We start from the raw sequence: 14041 nt of genomic DNA on the forward strand, positions 1-14041 counted from the left end.
TGGGTTCTAGCCACCCGCGCCCTCCGCCCTTCCACCCGGAGCCTACCGGGACACCATCCGGGTGGAAGGGCGGAGGGCGCGGGTGGCTAGGTCATCACAACGAACACTATCTACCATCAAACGCACGCTGGATCGCGGATGGATCAGTCACCCCGTCCGCGATCAGCATGGCGAGCAAAATCCTCGCCTTTTGCGGATTAAGCGCACGCGCCGCGACAAAGCCATTCGGATCATCTTCTGGCTCGCGGTCGACCAACCCCTCATCCAATCGACTGGAACGGACAATTGGCATTCCATCCTTCGCGAGCGCAACCAGCCCCTGACGAACCGGATTCGGCATATTACCTTCGCCAACGCCCGCAACGACCAGTCCACAGGCATTATCGCTCACAACTCTGCCGACGTGATCCGGCGTCATACCTGCATGGATGTAAAGAATGGGCACCTCGGGCAAATCGTACCGTAAACCCAAACTGGGCCGCCTCGCCTGGCCGCCACGGCGCACCGAACCAATCGAGGGCGCTTGGTGTGACGAGCCCTATCGAGCCACGCGGAAACCCACGAAACGCATCGGTGCCACGCGTGCGGACTTTGCGCACGTCGCGCGCGGCGAACACGCGATCACCCATCACCACGAGCACGCCGCGACCGCTCGCCTCTGCATCGCATGCGACACGCACGGCATTGGCGAAGTTGCGCAGACCGTCATAACCAACCGCATCTGCCGACCGCATCGCGCCGACCAGCACGATAGGCTTTGACGTGGGAAGAGTGAGATCCAGCAGAAATGCGGTTTCCTCGACCGTATCTGTGCCATGCGTAATAATGACGCCCGCAATACCCGGATCACCAATCGCGGCCAAAATTTCGTGATGGAGACGCGCCCAGATGTCCGGTCCGATATCTTCTGATCCGATATTGGCGATCTGCTTGCCGATGAGGTTGGCATCCAGCCCAAGGTCAGCAACCTGCTCTAAATACTCAGCAATCCCGATCTGACCGGGGCGATAGTCATGACGTGTGGCAGAGCCTGCCTTACCAGCAATGGTGCCGCCAGTGGCCAGCACAAGAATGGTCTGTTTGCTCATGACCGAGCGCCCTATCGTCAATTTCACAAGAACAGCAATTGATTTTCAGAAATTAGGCGCTAGATAGCGCGCTTCCAACACACGGAATGGGCGATTAGCTCAGTTGGTAGAGCATCTCGTTTACACCGAGAGGGTCGGCAGTTCGAGCCTGTCATCGCCCACCATTCCTCGCTTCGCTCGTATGGCAGGCATAACTGTTTGGAGGCGAGCTTACGCTCGCGGGGCCCACCATTCCTCGCTTCGCTCGTATGGCAGGCATAACTGTTTGGGGGCGAGCTTACGCTCGCGGGGCACCATTCCCAGTGTCGATTTTCTTATTCAGATTTGTCCGACGAAATGCGATTGTGGCACGGCCCCGGTTCGCCATCAATTGACCTCCGGGTCAATCGGCGAGCCATATCATCGTCAACCGTTTCAATCGCCTCGCAGCGATCCTCGGCCTCGATTATATCCGCGACATCTTCGATGGCGTCTTCTGCCTTGTCCAAAGCCTTTGCCGCCTCCAAGTCTCCGCGACTGCGCGCCTCGCTTTCCAGCATTTCCAAAATGCGTTGGGCCAAGCGCAGCTCTTCACCCAAGCGTTGATCAAGCACGTCATCGCTTTTCTCTGGACGCTTGAACGGAACAAGAGCCTGTTTAAGCGCGGCGATTTGATCTTCGGCGAGCTTATCGAGTTCGCGCTGGGTTAGCGGAGTTCCGCCATCCAATGCTTTGCCAAATTGATAAGTCATTGGTTTGACTTAGCAGTATAGAGTTAAGGTTCTCTAAGCCGGACCCTCAGACGGTATGCTAAGTGCCTCGTCGATCGCGCCGCGTGCCTCTGCACTTGACCAGTCGTAATCGCCAACGACGCGCCAAACCTCCTGCCCGTTCGCGTCATAAAGCACGGTAGTGGGCATCACGTCGCTCAGCGCCTCGCTCAGCCTGTTATCCGTATCGAGCCATGGTTCGAGATGTTCAAAATCGCGGGCGGAAAAGAACGGGGCAACCCGCTCCGCACCCTGTAAATCCTGACTGACGGTGAGCACTTTCAACTGATCGCTGTAATCCGCCGCAACTTCGTCAAGCAGCGGCATTTCCTTGATACATGGCGCACACCACGTGGCCCACAGGTTTACGAGCACCGTACTGCCCTTGCAAAGCGCCCGTGTTCAGCGCTTGTCCCTCAGTATCAACCAGATTGATCGCCGGCATAAGATCGCCTGCTTTGCTACGATCAATCGTACCAGTTGGCGCAGACGTGGAAGCGGTATCGGCAGCCGAAGCGTCGCTTTCTTGCGCGGGGTCAGCACCTCCCCTATCGCAAGCGGCCAAACCCAAGGTCAGGATACCAATCAACGTGAGCGATACTGAGAATCTCGAGGGTGGCACAGACGGTTCCAATCAGATGTGGGGCGGCAGGTTCGCAGAAGGGCCTAGCGCGATCATGCGCGAAATCAACGCCTCGATCCCGTTCGACAAGCAATTGTGGCGGCAGGATATCGCGGGCAGCCGCGCCCATGCAGCGATGTTGGCGGCGCAGGGCATTATCAGCGAAGATGACGTGGCAAAGATCGATGAAGGCCTGCAAACGATAGCATCGGAGTATGAGCGAGACGGTGTGCCCGAAGATTGGGATCTTGAAGACATTCACATGACCGTTGAGGCGCGGCTTTCCGAGCTCATCGGCCCGGTGGCTGGACGTCTGCATACCGCGCGCAGCCGCAATGACCAGGTCGCGACCGATTTCCGGCTCTGGGTGCGTGCGGCGATCGATCGCGCCGATGCGGGGCTTGCGGCATTGCAGCGCGCCTTGGTCACGCGCGGTGGTGAACACGCCGACAGCATCATGCCGGGTTTCACGCATTTGCAGACGGCTCAGCCCGTGACGCTGGGTCATCATCTGATGGCATATTACGAAATGACCGCGCGAGACCGCAGCCGGTTTGCCGATGCACGCGACCGGCTGAACCAATGCCCTCTAGGTAGCGCAGCCCTAGCAGGCACCGGCTTCCCGATTGATCGGCAGGCGACGTCTGATGCTTTGGGGTTCGACGAGCCGACCCGAAATAGCCTCGATGCTGTGTCAGACCGAGACTTCGCACTCGACTATCTGATGGCTGCGAGCCAGTGCGCACTGCATCTTTCGCGCCTTGCGGAAGAGATGATCCTGTGGGCGAGCCAGCCCTTCGGCTTTATCCGGCTGCCCGACACTCTTTCTACCGGCAGTTCAATCATGCCGCAGAAGAAGAACCCCGATGCCGCTGAGCTGGTACGTGGCCATACAGGGCGGATTATCGGCTGTGCGACATCGCTGATGATTACGATGAAGGGTCTGCCGCTCGCCTATTCCAAAGATATGCAGGATGATAAGCCGCCCGTATTCGAAGCCGCTGGACTGCTTGACCTGTGCCTGGCTGCGATGACCGGGATGGTGGCGGACAGTACCTTTGATACAGACCGCATGCGCGCCGCCGCCGAGGCAGGCTATGCCACGGCGACCGATCTGGCTGACTGGCTGGTGAGCAAAGCGGGCATACCATTCCGCGAAGCCCATCACATAACCGGTGCGGTGGTGAAACTCGCCGAAAAGCGCGACGTGGCGCTCAATGTGTTGCCATTGTCTGATCTCAAAGCGATCGATGGGCGAATTGATGACCGCGTTTTCGCAGCTCTATCGGTCGAAAGCTCGGTGGCTGCGCGCAGTTCCTATGGCGGCACGGCCCCTGATCAGGTAAGAGCGCGGGTCGAAGAAGCTCGCAAAGATTTGGGTCTCGCATGAACATCGCCTCCGCCGCTACGCTCACAACACTTGCCGCCATCGCAGTTTCGGGGTGCGGCCAACGTGCTGATCTCAAGCCCGTGGCGGAGACCGGTCTTCCACCCGCACCCTATGCCAGCGATACAAAACCCGATGCGCAGGAACTGCTTGAGCTCGATACACTTGCCGCGCCCGAGCGCAGTGTTGAGCTACGCCGCCGGTCTGAGGAACGCCAAGACGACCCCTTCGATCTGCCTCCTGAATAGAGATTTTCTGCCGGGTTAGTAACGATTGCTCGACACCTGGCGATGCCTGAGGCAGAGGCGCGAAACTTATGGACCATTTCACGATCAAAGATGGCGTGATGCACGCCGAGAACGTGCCTCTGCCGCAAATTGCAGACGAGGTTGGCACGCCTGTCTATGTCTATTCGCGTGCCACGCTGGAACGGCATGCGCGCGTTTTCACCGAAGGCTTGGCAGAGGTTCCGAAGAAACTGATCGCGTTCGCCGTTAAGGCCAATCCCAACCTGGCGGTTCTGAAAGTGTTGCAAGGTGCGGGCTTTGGCGCAGACGTTGTCTCTGGCGGCGAGTTGATGCGCGCACTTGCGGCTGGGATGGAGCCGGACAAGATCGTATTTTCCGGTGTCGGCAAAACTCGCGACGAGCTGTCGCTTGGCCTCGATAAGAAGATCGGCCAGTTCAACATCGAATCGCGCGAGGAAGGTCGCGAGCTGGCTGAGTTGGCCGCTGCGCGCGGTGAGGAAGCCCAGGCATGCCTTCGTATCAATCCTGACGTTGACGCGAAAACGCATGAGAAAATCTCGACCGGCAAGGCTGAAAACAAATTTGGCATTCCCCTGGTGCACGCACGCGAGGCATTTGCCGAACTCGCTGCGCTTGAGGGGCTGAACCTGCGCGGTGTTGCCGTACATATCGGCAGCCAATTGGGCGACCTTGAACCGCTGGAAACCGCGTTTGGAAAGCTTGCAGAGCTCGTGGCGGATCTGCGTGCAAGTGGTCACGCAATCACTCATGTCGATTTGGGTGGTGGGCTTGGCGTTCCTTACAAGGCGGGCGACAACCCGCCCTCCCCCGCCGATTATGGCGCAATGGTTGCCCGCGTGACCGCCGATTGGGATGTACACCTAACGTTTGAACCCGTACCGCGTTATTGCTGGTAATGCGGGCGTTCTGCTGACCCGCGTGATCCGCGTGAAACGCGGGGGCAACGGGCCACCCTTTGTCATAGTGGATGCGGCTATGAATGATCTCGCGCGCCCCGCGCTGTATGGCGCGTGGCACGATTTTGACGCGGTTACGCCAACTGGTGAGAGTATGACCGCCAATATCGTTGGCCCGATCTGCGAAACCGGCGACACCTTCGCGCGCGACCGGGCGTGCGACGCTGTCCAGACCGGCGACCTCGCGGTTTTCGAACCGCAGGCGCATACGGAGCGACCATGGCATCGAGCTATAACTCGCGCGGGTTTGTCGCCGAAGTACTGGTTGATGGCGACAAGTTTGCTGTTGTCGCAGACCGGATCGCGGCCGCCGCAATTATGGACGCAGAACGCGTTCCCGAGTGGCTCGAATGAAAAGCCTTCCGCTCTTTCACAAGCTAGCAGGCACTAAAGTGGTGGTTGTCGGTGAGGGTGAGGAGGCGGAAGCGAAGAGCAGGTTAATCCGGCGCGCGGGTGGGATGGTGTGCAGCGAGACCGAAGCGCACCAAGCCAAGATCGCATTTGTCGCGCTGGAAGATGAGGCTCAGGCAAAACGCGCGGCAGAGCGGCTGCGGCGACTGGGCTTATTGGTGAATGTGGTGGATCGCCCGGAGCTATGCGAATTCACCACCCCCAGCATTTGCGACCGTGACCCTGTGCTGATTGCCGTGGGCACTGGTGGTGCGTCGGCGGGATTGGCGAAGCATGTCCGCTTGAGAATTGAGAAGTTGTTGCCTGCCTCTTTGAGCAAGCTGGCCGCAAAGCTGAGCAGTAGCCGCAATGCCATGCGCGAGCGGTTTCCGGATGGTGGTGACCGGCGCCGGAATCTCGATATGGCATTGAGCGAAGGCGGTGCACTAGACCTCACTGATGCGCGTGCTCACGAGAAGGTCGATTTTTGGCTGGCCGAAGGCGGACAGTCCACTAGCGCCCGTTTTGAGACCATTGAACTTAGCAGCAACGATCCGGATGATCTTACCCTACGGCAAGCGCGCTGGCTGGGCCAAGCTGATGCCGTCCTGCATGATCCGGACGTTTCAGAAGCCATTCTGATCCGTGCTCGCGCCGATGCAGAACGGCATGTCATCAGGTCACAAGAGGACTTCGATGCCTCGCGCCAAAAGTCGGACGCCAAGCTGACAGTAATCATTCGGCGAAATTAATTCGCTCAGCCAGCAATACGCGGGACTAGATGGGCCCGATCTCATCAATGCCGAAGCTATCGAAATAGCGCGCCATCGCGTCTGCGGCGCTGTCGGTCAGGGCGATAAAGGCGCGCCGCCGATCCGTGTCATCCTGAACGCGCTCAAGTATTCCAGCATCGACCATTTGCGTAATCCACCGCAATGCGGTCGTGGGGGGTACATTGGCGGCGATACACAAAGACGTAACTGAAACGCGCCGATGCTCCGCGCGCGCAGCCGTCAGGTCAAGCAGGATATCCCAGGCTGGATCAGCAAACAAATCACCATCAAAAAACTCTGCGCGCCTCTGGCGTTCACGAATAATCGATTTCACCAATCGCGGATCGGGCAGCGGGGTACGCGGCTTGCGTGCCATATCCTCTTGCCGATCAAGATAACGGAACCCTTGCGTGGGCGAGGCCACTCTATGCGGCGTCGCCTCAATCAGATCGCTTCTCTCCGCCTTGGGAACACCATCTAGTTTTCGCGCCAGCCGCGAGACCTCATCAGTCAAACGAACGAGAGCCGCGCGTTCCCCCTCATCCATTTCGCGTACTTGGTTTCCAGGCAGCATAGCCAATGCACTGGCCAGAGCCACCAATCGCTCAGCCCGGGAAGCGGACACGAGTATCTGCCCGCGTGATTGGTCAATGCAGCCAAAGACATCGTCGAGCGCATCCTGCTGTGTCGAGACAATCAACGACGCCCCCGCCTTTGCAACATGTCCATCGATCCATGCAAGCGCCGCCAGATTAGCCGCAGAGGCACGCCCGCACTCGACCAGAACCACGTCACCTATCGTGGCTTTCGCCGCATCGAGAGCGCTAGAAAGAGCGCGAGTTCCAGCAACGCCAAAGCCAGCAAACTTAACATCTTCGGCCAAGACGCGCAGCGCGCTCAGATCTTCGCCGAAGAGGGTTACTCTCCCGCGCATCTCGGTTCCTACATTTGCATGCGCGTTGCTGTTGTCGTTTGAAAGATAGGCAAGTTGAGTCATAGTCGCACCCCTAAATAACAAGACAAGAGTAGAACAAATGTAGATCAGGTCAGGAATAAACGGTGTGAAGACTGTGCAATGTGCGTATTTTTCTCAGTTCCTCGCGGAACAAATCGTAGATATTAGGGCTGAATCTCTATCGGCGTGCCATCGGGCACTGTCTGCCACAACTCCGCCATCTCAGCATCGCTCAATGCGATGCAGCCATCAGTCCAATCGCCGCGCATTCTACGATTGCTGGGTAAGGCATTTGGCTGTCCATGAATGAATATATCGCCACCGGGCGAGCGGCCATGTTGTGCTGCATATGCGCGATCTTGCGCATTCGGGTAAGAGATATGCAGGCTCAGGTAAAATCGGCTGTTGGGATTACCGTAGTCAATAGTATAGCGGCCCTCTGGCGTGCGTTCATCACCTTGAAATCGCTTGTGACCCTGCGGCTGATCACCAAACTGCAGGCCGGTATATGTGCGCGTCAGACGTCCGCCGGAATATATCTTGAGTGTTCGATCTGATTTATCGACAAGCACAAAGTCAGCAATCGACAGGCCTGCATCGCCGGTTTGCGCAAAACTGTGCGGCCCAATGCCCAGCATCAGGACGGCAGCGAGCAAAATTGAAAAGGCTCTGTGCATCATGGTTAGATGCCAAGCGATGTGCAGCAAATCAATCGCGAGATAGAATCAGTCCAAAAACGGATCACGTACAAGGATGGTATCTTCACGTTCCGGGCTGGTGCTAACCAGCGCAACAGGCGTCTCGATCAGCTCCTGCACACGCTGAATGTACTTAATCGCCTGAGCTGGCAAATCGCCATAGCTGCGCGCGCCAGCGGTGGTTTCGCTCCACCCTTCCATCTCTTCATAGATCGGCTCGACAGCGTCCTGATCGCCTGCGTGACTGGGGAAATAATCAATCACATTATTATTAAGGCGATAGCCAGTGCAGATTTTGATGGTGTCAAAACCGTCAAGGACATCGAGTTTTGTGAGGGCGATCCCGGTCACGCCACTAATCGCGCAGCTTTGGCGGACCAGCACGGCATCAAACCAGCCGCAGCGTCGCTGGCGACCGGTCACAGTGCCGAACTCATGGCCGCGCTCACCCAGTTTCTGGCCAACATCGTCGTCGAGTTCGGTCGGGAACGGGCCACTGCCCACGCGGGTCGTATATGCCTTGACGATCCCGAGCACGAAACCGGTGCTGCTCGGCCCAAGGCCAGAGCCACTGGCCGCCGTACCGCTGACCGTGTTCGAGCTGGTGACAAAGGGATATGTCCCGTGATCGATATCCAGCAGCACGCCCTGCGCGCCTTCAAACAGGATTTTGGCGCCTGCTTTGCGGACTTTTTTGAGCCGCTTCCAAACCGGCTGAGCAAATTGCAGAACAAAATCTGCGATCTCGCGCAGTTCGCTCAACAGAGCCTCGCGATCCACGGGCGGTTGATCAAATCCGGCCCGCAACGCATCATGATGGGCACATAGTCGATCGAGCTGCGGCTCCAGATGGTCGAGATGCGCCAAGTCGCAGACCCGGATCGCGCGGCGGCCAACTTTATCCTCATAAGCGGGGCCAATGCCGCGGCCCGTGGTGCCTATCTTACCCGTGCCCGCAGCTGTCTCGCGCAGTCCATCCAAATCGCGATGAATAGGCAGAATGAGTGGGCAGTTGTCAGCGATCGCAAGATTATCATCGTTGATTGTGACCCCTTGCCCCTCAAGCTTTTCAATTTCAGCCTTCAACGCCCACGGGTCGAGCACGACACCATTCCCGATCATGGACAGAGTGCCTGAGACGATCCCGCTGGGCAGCAGACTGAGTTTGTAGGTCACGTCACCGACAACCAGCGTATGGCCGGCATTGTGGCCGCCTTGAAAGCGAACAACCGCGTCGGCACGGCTCGCGAGCCAATCAACAATCTTACCCTTGCCCTCATCGCCCCATTGGGCGCCGATCACGGTGACGTTGGCCATTCGCTGTCTTTCTCACTCTGATGGTTTAATTGAGCGTGTAAATCGGGAACACAAACCGGGCGGCGGTAGGCGGTGAAAAGCCGGAGAGCAAGCCGTCTGGCAAGAGTGACCACGCAAAAGATTTCACTGCCATGCAACGCTTGTGCGTTCTCCCACGACGCCATTTGTCGCAAATTCGCCACGGCGCCCGTCAGAATGTGCTGAAAACGACGCTCAAACGATTTTTCATCGGCTTGATTTCACAGGCTTTTACCTATCCTTAACAGGTCGTTAGCGATGCATGTAAAAAATTGGTGAACCATCGGGGGGTAGTGCACCAAATAAGAAAGTCGGGCCGCGAACTGGTTCGGGTGCCGCTTTGTTTTAAATTTTGGGGTCGGAGGACTGAGGGTGACAACGACAATAGTCGATGATGTGGTTCCGCGCGAGAGCACGGAAAAATCTCAGAACGAAGTCAAGGCTGTGCCGAACGACAGGGCGGCACCCGACGGCCCTACAACCAACTTCAAGCATATCGGCGTTTCGGCGCTAGCACTTGGCGTTGCGGCATGCGGCGGTGGAGGTGGCAGCGCCCCGGCAGCAGGTGGCGGTGGCGGTCCCGCAACAGGCGGTGGCGGCACTCCCGCTCCAACGGCAACAATTCCACAATCCGACGAAGAAGCCACTCGCTTCCTGTTGCAGACAAGTATCGCCGCATCACCCACCGAAATCGAGCGCTTACGCACCGACGGACTCGAGCCTTGGCTCGACAGTCAACTAAACGCGCCAATGGCTCAAAGCGGCATGGAATGGCTTGATGCGAGGGGCTTTAGCCGCGTTGACGATAACGATTGGTTTTTCCGCAGCGACCCAGGCGATTTCATGATCTGGAATCAGCTGATGAGCGGATCGGGTGAGGTGCGCAAGCGCGCCGCGCTCGCGCTCTCGGAATTCTTCGTTGTCTCGTTGAATGCGCTGAATCTGGCCTGGCGCAGTGAGGCGATAGCCCGGTATTGGGATATTCTAAACGAACGGGCCTTCGGCAACTTCCGTGATCTTTTGGAAGATATCACTTTGAACCCGGCTATGGGCGTGTGGCTCAACACACGTGGTAATCGTCGCGGAGACCCTCGCACAGGCCGCGCACCAGATGAAAACTACGCCCGTGAGGTGATGCAGCTTTTCACCATTGGTCTTTTTGAACTCAATGCCGATGGTACCGTTCAAACTGATGCCAGTGGAAATGGCATTGAGACCTACACCAATGAGGACGTGACGGAGCTGGCGAAGGTATTCACCGGCTATGATTTCGATCACAATGGTGTGGCGGAAATAAACCTGCCCGGTCGGACTTTCACAATCCCGGAAATCGAATACATCCGTCGGCCAATGACTGCAGATTCCTCGGTCTGGCGCTGGCCTCAGAATGAGCGATTTCATTCCCTGAAGCCAAGAGCTTTCTTGGGACGACGATACCCGAAGGCACCGAGGCAGAAGAATCTCTTCGCATTGCACTGGACGCTCTGTTCAACCACCCTAATGTCGGGCCGTTCTTTTCCAAACAAATGATCCAGCGGCTTGTTACGAGCAACCCGTCACCTGCTTATGTGCAACGGGTCGCATCGGTCTTTAACGACAATGGCTCGGGAACGCGGGGCGATCTGCGGGCTGTTTTCCGCGCAATCTGGCTCGACCAAGAGGCAATTTCGTCGGCCAATTTGACCAGCACCACTTACGGCAAGTTACGCGAGCCCATCCTGCGGTTGGCGCAGTGGGCGCGCACTTTTGGCGTCACGTCTGAAAGTGGGAACTGGGAGGTCCGCAACACTTCTGATGCCAGCAGCCGTTTAGGTCAAAGCCCGCTGCGATCACCATCAGTGTTTAACTTCTTTCGGCCTGGGTACGTCCCGTCGAATTCGAATGCCGGGAATAACGGGCTGGTCGCACCGGAGTTTCAGCTGCTCAACGAAAGTAGTGCCCCCGGATACATCAACTTTATGTCGCGGGTGATCGAGGATCGCCAGTTTGTGACCCGCGATCTTCAGACGGGATATACCGAGGAGTTGGCCCTCGTGACCGACTCCGCGGCCCTTGTCGCAAGGCTCAACCTGCTGCTCGCGGCGGGCCAGTTGAGCGACGAGAGTGTCGCAACGATCCGAGCCGCGCTCGATGATCGTGGGATCACCGACACAAGTAGCGATGATGACAAACTACGTCAGGTGCACACAGCCATCCTCCTGGTGATGGCTGCCCCTGAATATCTGGTTCAAAAGTAAGAGAGGCACGCGGACATGTTTATCGGAAAAAGCGAAGAAATTTCCCGCCGCGCCTTCATGCGCCGATCAAGCCAAATGGCTGCGGTTGGTGCTGCATCTAGCTATGCAGTGGGCCTTGCCAGCATCGGTGAACTCGCGGCCTTCAACGCGGGCAACGATTACAAAGCGCTGGTTTGCATCTTCCTTTATGGCGGCAACGACCACGCGAACCTGTTCGTGCCATTCGATGCATCGAACTATGCGGCATATAGTCAGATCCGCGGCGGTAATGGCGAAGCCGGGGGTGGTGTTGCGCTGCCCCGTGCTGATCTCGTCGACACAGTACTCAATCCGGCCAACAATCAGACGCTGACAAACGACATTCAATACGCGCTCGCGCCGACCATGCCGCGACTAAAGGCGCGGTTCGATCAGGGAGCGATGGCGCCGTTGCTGAACGTTGGACCGTTGCAAGCACCTACGTCTCGCGCGCAGTACGACCAGCAAAGCGTCCCGCTTCCGCCGAAGCTGTTCTCACACAATGATCAGCAGTCGACCTGGCAGTCATCCCACCCGGAAGGCGCGACGACTGGTTGGGGCGGCAAAATGGGCGATCTCGCTCAGACCGCCAATACCAATGCGCTGTTCACCAATGTTTCTGCTAGCGGAAACACTGTCTTCTTGGCAGGCCAGAACACGCTGACTTATCAAATTTCGACTAATGGAGCGGTCAGGATCAACGCTCTGAATCGTTTGTATAATTCGAATGCTGCAGGAGATGCTTTGCGCACACTGCTGACGAAAAATAGCAATCACTTGCTCGAGGCAGATCATACCAACGTGACCCGTCGGTCAATTGAGGCGGAGCAATTCGTCACCAATGGCCTCGACCAAGTGGCGCTCAGCACCAATTTCACGCCGCCCGAGGGCAATGGCCGACTGGCAAGCCAGTTGGAGGTTGTCGCTCGCCTGATCGCCGCTCGTCAGGCTCTGGGTGTGCGCCGACAGGTGTTCTTCGTCGGCACCGGCGGATACGATAACCATGATGGACTGATTGGTCAGCATGGGGGTCTGCTACGTGATCTCGACTTCGCGATGGACGCCTTCTATCAGGCCACAGTAGAGCTGGGCGTAGCCGACAAAGTCACTGCGTTCACCGCATCAGATTTCGGTCGTACTCTCGCCTCAAATGGTGATGGTTCTGATCACGGTTGGGGCGGCCACCATATGATCCTCGGCGGCGCTGTGAATGGCGGCCAGTTCTTCGGCCAAGCACCAGCCATTTCGCTGGACACTGACGATCAGGTTGGTCGTGGACGCTTGCTGCCGACAACGTCGGTCGATGAATATTCTGCTACGCTTGCGCAGTGGTTTGGTGTTGAGGCAAGCGAACTTCCAAACATTGCCCCCAATATCGTACCGGTTCAATGCGCCAGATCTGGGCTTCCTCAGAGCCTCCTAAACGGGAGTTACATCCTCGCCATTGAGCACATGCGTGCACCCGAGGCTGGCTGGATCATCGGCCTCGGACAGTGCAGCAATCGTGCGCTTGCCATCCGCTCTAATCCCTGCGGCAATGGCGCGGTTATGGCCCAGCGGCAGGAACACCGTGTCAACGCTCGGCGAAATCGCATCCGCAAGAGCTTCCAGCATCGGTTCCATGTAAAGTGACACGCCGGTGGCGGCTTCATCGGTACCACTGATGGAGTAAGTTCCGCCGCGCCCCAATGCACCGCGGGCACTTTCGGCATAGAGCGTAAATCCGAACCATGTCTGATACTCAAATCCGTGCCGTTCGCTAGGATCGAGCGTAACGCGCGCACGGGATCCTATCGCCTTCGCAATCTCTCTCAGCCCGGCAATACGGCTCGCAAGCGCACCCTTCGCATCAATCGCGGCCAAGCGTTCAATCGCATCATCAAATGGCCCGGCAGCATAAAGCAGCGGCAGATACGCCTCACCACCCTCGATAGCGGCCAGCCCGCCCGCATCCTTGGTATCGAGTTCGCGCCGCACTTCCGGTTTGGCAACGTCCGACAGAGGGAGCGCCTCTTGGGATAGAACATCCACCAAATCGGGCAGAGTGAAGTCCACCGAGACATTGGTCACCCCCGCTGCCTCAAGCGCCTCAATCGCTACTGTCACAACCTCGCATGCCGCCGCGACTGTATCGCTACCGATAAGCTCCGCGCCCAATTGCAATCGCTGGCGTGCAGGGTCCAATTGGTCAGACTGGATACGTGCAACTTCGCCAGCGTAGCACAACCGCAACGTACCGCGCTGTTTCACTGAGGCTGGTGGCCGCAATACGCCCGATCTGCACGGTCATATCGCTGCGCAGGGCCAGAGTCCGCAGGCTTGCCGGGTCAGTGAACCGAACCATTCGGCGGGTCATGACCCCGTCCATACGCCCGGCGAGCGATTTCTCGAACTCTATCAGCGGTGGGCGCACACGGTCATATCCGTGGTTATCCATCGCCTTTAGAATTGCGCGCATGGCGTCGGTCACAGCCGCCGCTTTTGTCGGCAGTGCGTCTTCAAGGCCCTCTGGTAGAAGATCATCAGGGGGCAGGAGATCGTCGGTGTTCGTCATACCGTGCGCG

General features: G+C 57.8%; 10 protein-coding genes, 1 tRNA gene and 4 pseudogenes. 7 read left to right on the plus strand and 8 right to left on the minus strand.

Going from position 1 to position 14041, the window contains the following annotated elements:
- Nucleotides 1-106: 106 nt before the first annotated feature.
- Both ACZ1GM_RS12505 and ACZ1GM_RS12510 read right to left on the minus strand, forming a co-directional pair.
- Nucleotides 107-391 (minus strand): hypothetical protein, encoded by a 285-nt coding sequence (locus ACZ1GM_RS12505; RefSeq protein WP_472676750.1) that lies wholly within the window; start codon nucleotides 389-391, stop codon nucleotides 107-109.
- Nucleotides 381-1088 carry an asparaginase gene (locus ACZ1GM_RS12510; RefSeq protein ID WP_472676751.1) on the minus strand — a complete coding sequence of 236 codons (708 nt, stop codon included), beginning with the start codon at nucleotides 1086-1088 and terminating at the stop codon, nucleotides 381-383. Before ACZ1GM_RS12510 ends, ACZ1GM_RS12505 begins: the two co-directional genes overlap by 11 nt.
- Nucleotides 1089-1176: 88 nt before the next feature.
- Here ACZ1GM_RS12510 and ACZ1GM_RS12515 point away from each other — a divergent pair.
- Nucleotides 1177-1252, plus strand: a tRNA-Val gene (locus ACZ1GM_RS12515).
- A 150-nt stretch (nucleotides 1253-1402) separates the two neighbouring features.
- On the opposite strand, the gene ACZ1GM_RS12520 is transcribed toward ACZ1GM_RS12515, so the two are convergent.
- Both ACZ1GM_RS12520 and ACZ1GM_RS12525 read right to left on the minus strand, forming a co-directional pair.
- A complete protein-coding gene (locus ACZ1GM_RS12520) occupies nucleotides 1403-1819 on the minus strand; it encodes a hypothetical protein (protein WP_472676752.1) in 417 nt (138 codons plus the stop codon).
- Nucleotides 1820-1852: 33 nt separating this feature from the next.
- Entirely contained in the window at nucleotides 1853-2212 is a 360-nt protein-coding gene (locus ACZ1GM_RS12525) for a TlpA family protein disulfide reductase (RefSeq protein ID WP_472676753.1), read from the minus strand.
- Nucleotides 2213-2475: 263 nt separating this feature from the next.
- Here ACZ1GM_RS12525 and argH point away from each other — a divergent pair, with 263 nt between their 5' ends.
- The 4 genes and pseudogenes from argH to ACZ1GM_RS12545 all read left to right on the plus strand — a co-directional run bounded on the left by argH (nucleotide 2476) and on the right by ACZ1GM_RS12545 (nucleotide 6213).
- Nucleotides 2476-3849, plus strand: coding sequence for an argininosuccinate lyase (argH, locus tag ACZ1GM_RS12530; RefSeq protein WP_472678570.1), 1374 nt, complete (start codon nucleotides 2476-2478; stop codon nucleotides 3847-3849).
- The gene (locus tag ACZ1GM_RS12535) at nucleotides 3846-4094 is read left to right on the plus strand and encodes a hypothetical protein (RefSeq protein WP_472676754.1); all 249 of its coding nucleotides are present in this window, start codon (nucleotides 3846-3848) and stop codon (nucleotides 4092-4094) included. The genes argH and ACZ1GM_RS12535 overlap by 4 nt, the downstream gene beginning before the upstream one ends.
- Before the next feature lie 68 nt (nucleotides 4095-4162).
- A pseudogene (gene lysA, locus ACZ1GM_RS12540) lies at nucleotides 4163-5425 on the plus strand (diaminopimelate decarboxylase).
- Nucleotides 5422-6213, plus strand: coding sequence for a precorrin-2 dehydrogenase/sirohydrochlorin ferrochelatase family protein (locus ACZ1GM_RS12545; protein WP_472676755.1), 792 nt, complete (start codon nucleotides 5422-5424; stop codon nucleotides 6211-6213). The pseudogene lysA and the gene ACZ1GM_RS12545 overlap by 4 nt, the downstream one beginning before the upstream one ends.
- A gap of 25 nt (nucleotides 6214-6238) precedes the next feature.
- Here the strand turns inward: ACZ1GM_RS12545 and ACZ1GM_RS12550 are convergent, their stop codons facing one another.
- The 3 genes from ACZ1GM_RS12550 to ACZ1GM_RS12560 all read right to left on the minus strand — a co-directional run bounded on the left by ACZ1GM_RS12550 (nucleotide 6239) and on the right by ACZ1GM_RS12560 (nucleotide 9204).
- Entirely contained in the window at nucleotides 6239-7231 is a 993-nt protein-coding gene (locus ACZ1GM_RS12550; RefSeq protein WP_472676756.1) for a winged helix DNA-binding protein, read from the minus strand.
- A 122-nt stretch (nucleotides 7232-7353) separates the two neighbouring features.
- Nucleotides 7354-7869, minus strand: coding sequence for a L,D-transpeptidase family protein (locus ACZ1GM_RS12555; protein ID WP_472676757.1), 516 nt, complete (start codon nucleotides 7867-7869; stop codon nucleotides 7354-7356).
- 45 nt (nucleotides 7870-7914) lie between these two features.
- Nucleotides 7915-9204: an adenylosuccinate synthase gene (locus ACZ1GM_RS12560; RefSeq protein ID WP_472676758.1), complete on the minus strand. Its 1290-nt coding sequence runs from the start codon at nucleotides 9202-9204 to the stop codon at nucleotides 7915-7917.
- Between the two features lie 462 nt (nucleotides 9205-9666).
- Here ACZ1GM_RS12560 and ACZ1GM_RS12565 point away from each other — a divergent pair.
- Together ACZ1GM_RS12565 and ACZ1GM_RS12570 are read left to right on the plus strand one after the other, a co-directional pair.
- Nucleotides 9667-11459: pseudogene (locus ACZ1GM_RS12565) on the plus strand (DUF1800 domain-containing protein).
- Between the two features lie 75 nt (nucleotides 11460-11534).
- Nucleotides 11535-12674, plus strand: a pseudogene (locus ACZ1GM_RS12570) (DUF1501 domain-containing protein); the annotation flags it as partial.
- Nucleotides 12675-12896: 222 nt separating this feature from the next.
- Here ACZ1GM_RS12570 and ACZ1GM_RS12575 read toward each other — a convergent pair.
- Nucleotides 12897-14031: pseudogene (locus ACZ1GM_RS12575) on the minus strand (ATP phosphoribosyltransferase regulatory subunit).
- Between the last annotated feature and the right edge of the window lie 10 nt (nucleotides 14032-14041).

It is taken from the genome of Qipengyuania sp. JB2-7 (genome assembly GCF_055693485.1).

Excerpts from the sequence above, each read along its gene's own strand:
- ACZ1GM_RS12510 (WP_472676751.1), bottom strand. The coding sequence starts at position 1,088 with ATGAGCAAACAGACCATTCTTGTGCTGGCCACTGGCGGCACCATTGCT.
- ACZ1GM_RS12520 (WP_472676752.1), bottom strand. The coding sequence starts at position 1,819 with ATGACTTATCAATTTGGCAAAGCATTGGATGGCGGAACTCCGCTAACC.
- argH (WP_472678570.1), top strand. The coding sequence starts at position 2,476 with ATGTGGGGCGGCAGGTTCGCAGAAGGGCCTAGCGCGATCATGCGCGAA.
- ACZ1GM_RS12535 (WP_472676754.1), top strand. The coding sequence starts at position 3,846 with ATGAACATCGCCTCCGCCGCTACGCTCACAACACTTGCCGCCATCGCA.
- ACZ1GM_RS12545 (WP_472676755.1), top strand. The coding sequence starts at position 5,422 with ATGAAAAGCCTTCCGCTCTTTCACAAGCTAGCAGGCACTAAAGTGGTG.
- ACZ1GM_RS12550 (WP_472676756.1), bottom strand. The coding sequence starts at position 7,231 with ATGACTCAACTTGCCTATCTTTCAAACGACAACAGCAACGCGCATGCA.
- ACZ1GM_RS12555 (WP_472676757.1), bottom strand. The coding sequence starts at position 7,869 with ATGATGCACAGAGCCTTTTCAATTTTGCTCGCTGCCGTCCTGATGCTG.
- ACZ1GM_RS12560 (WP_472676758.1), bottom strand. The coding sequence starts at position 9,204 with ATGGCCAACGTCACCGTGATCGGCGCCCAATGGGGCGATGAGGGCAAG.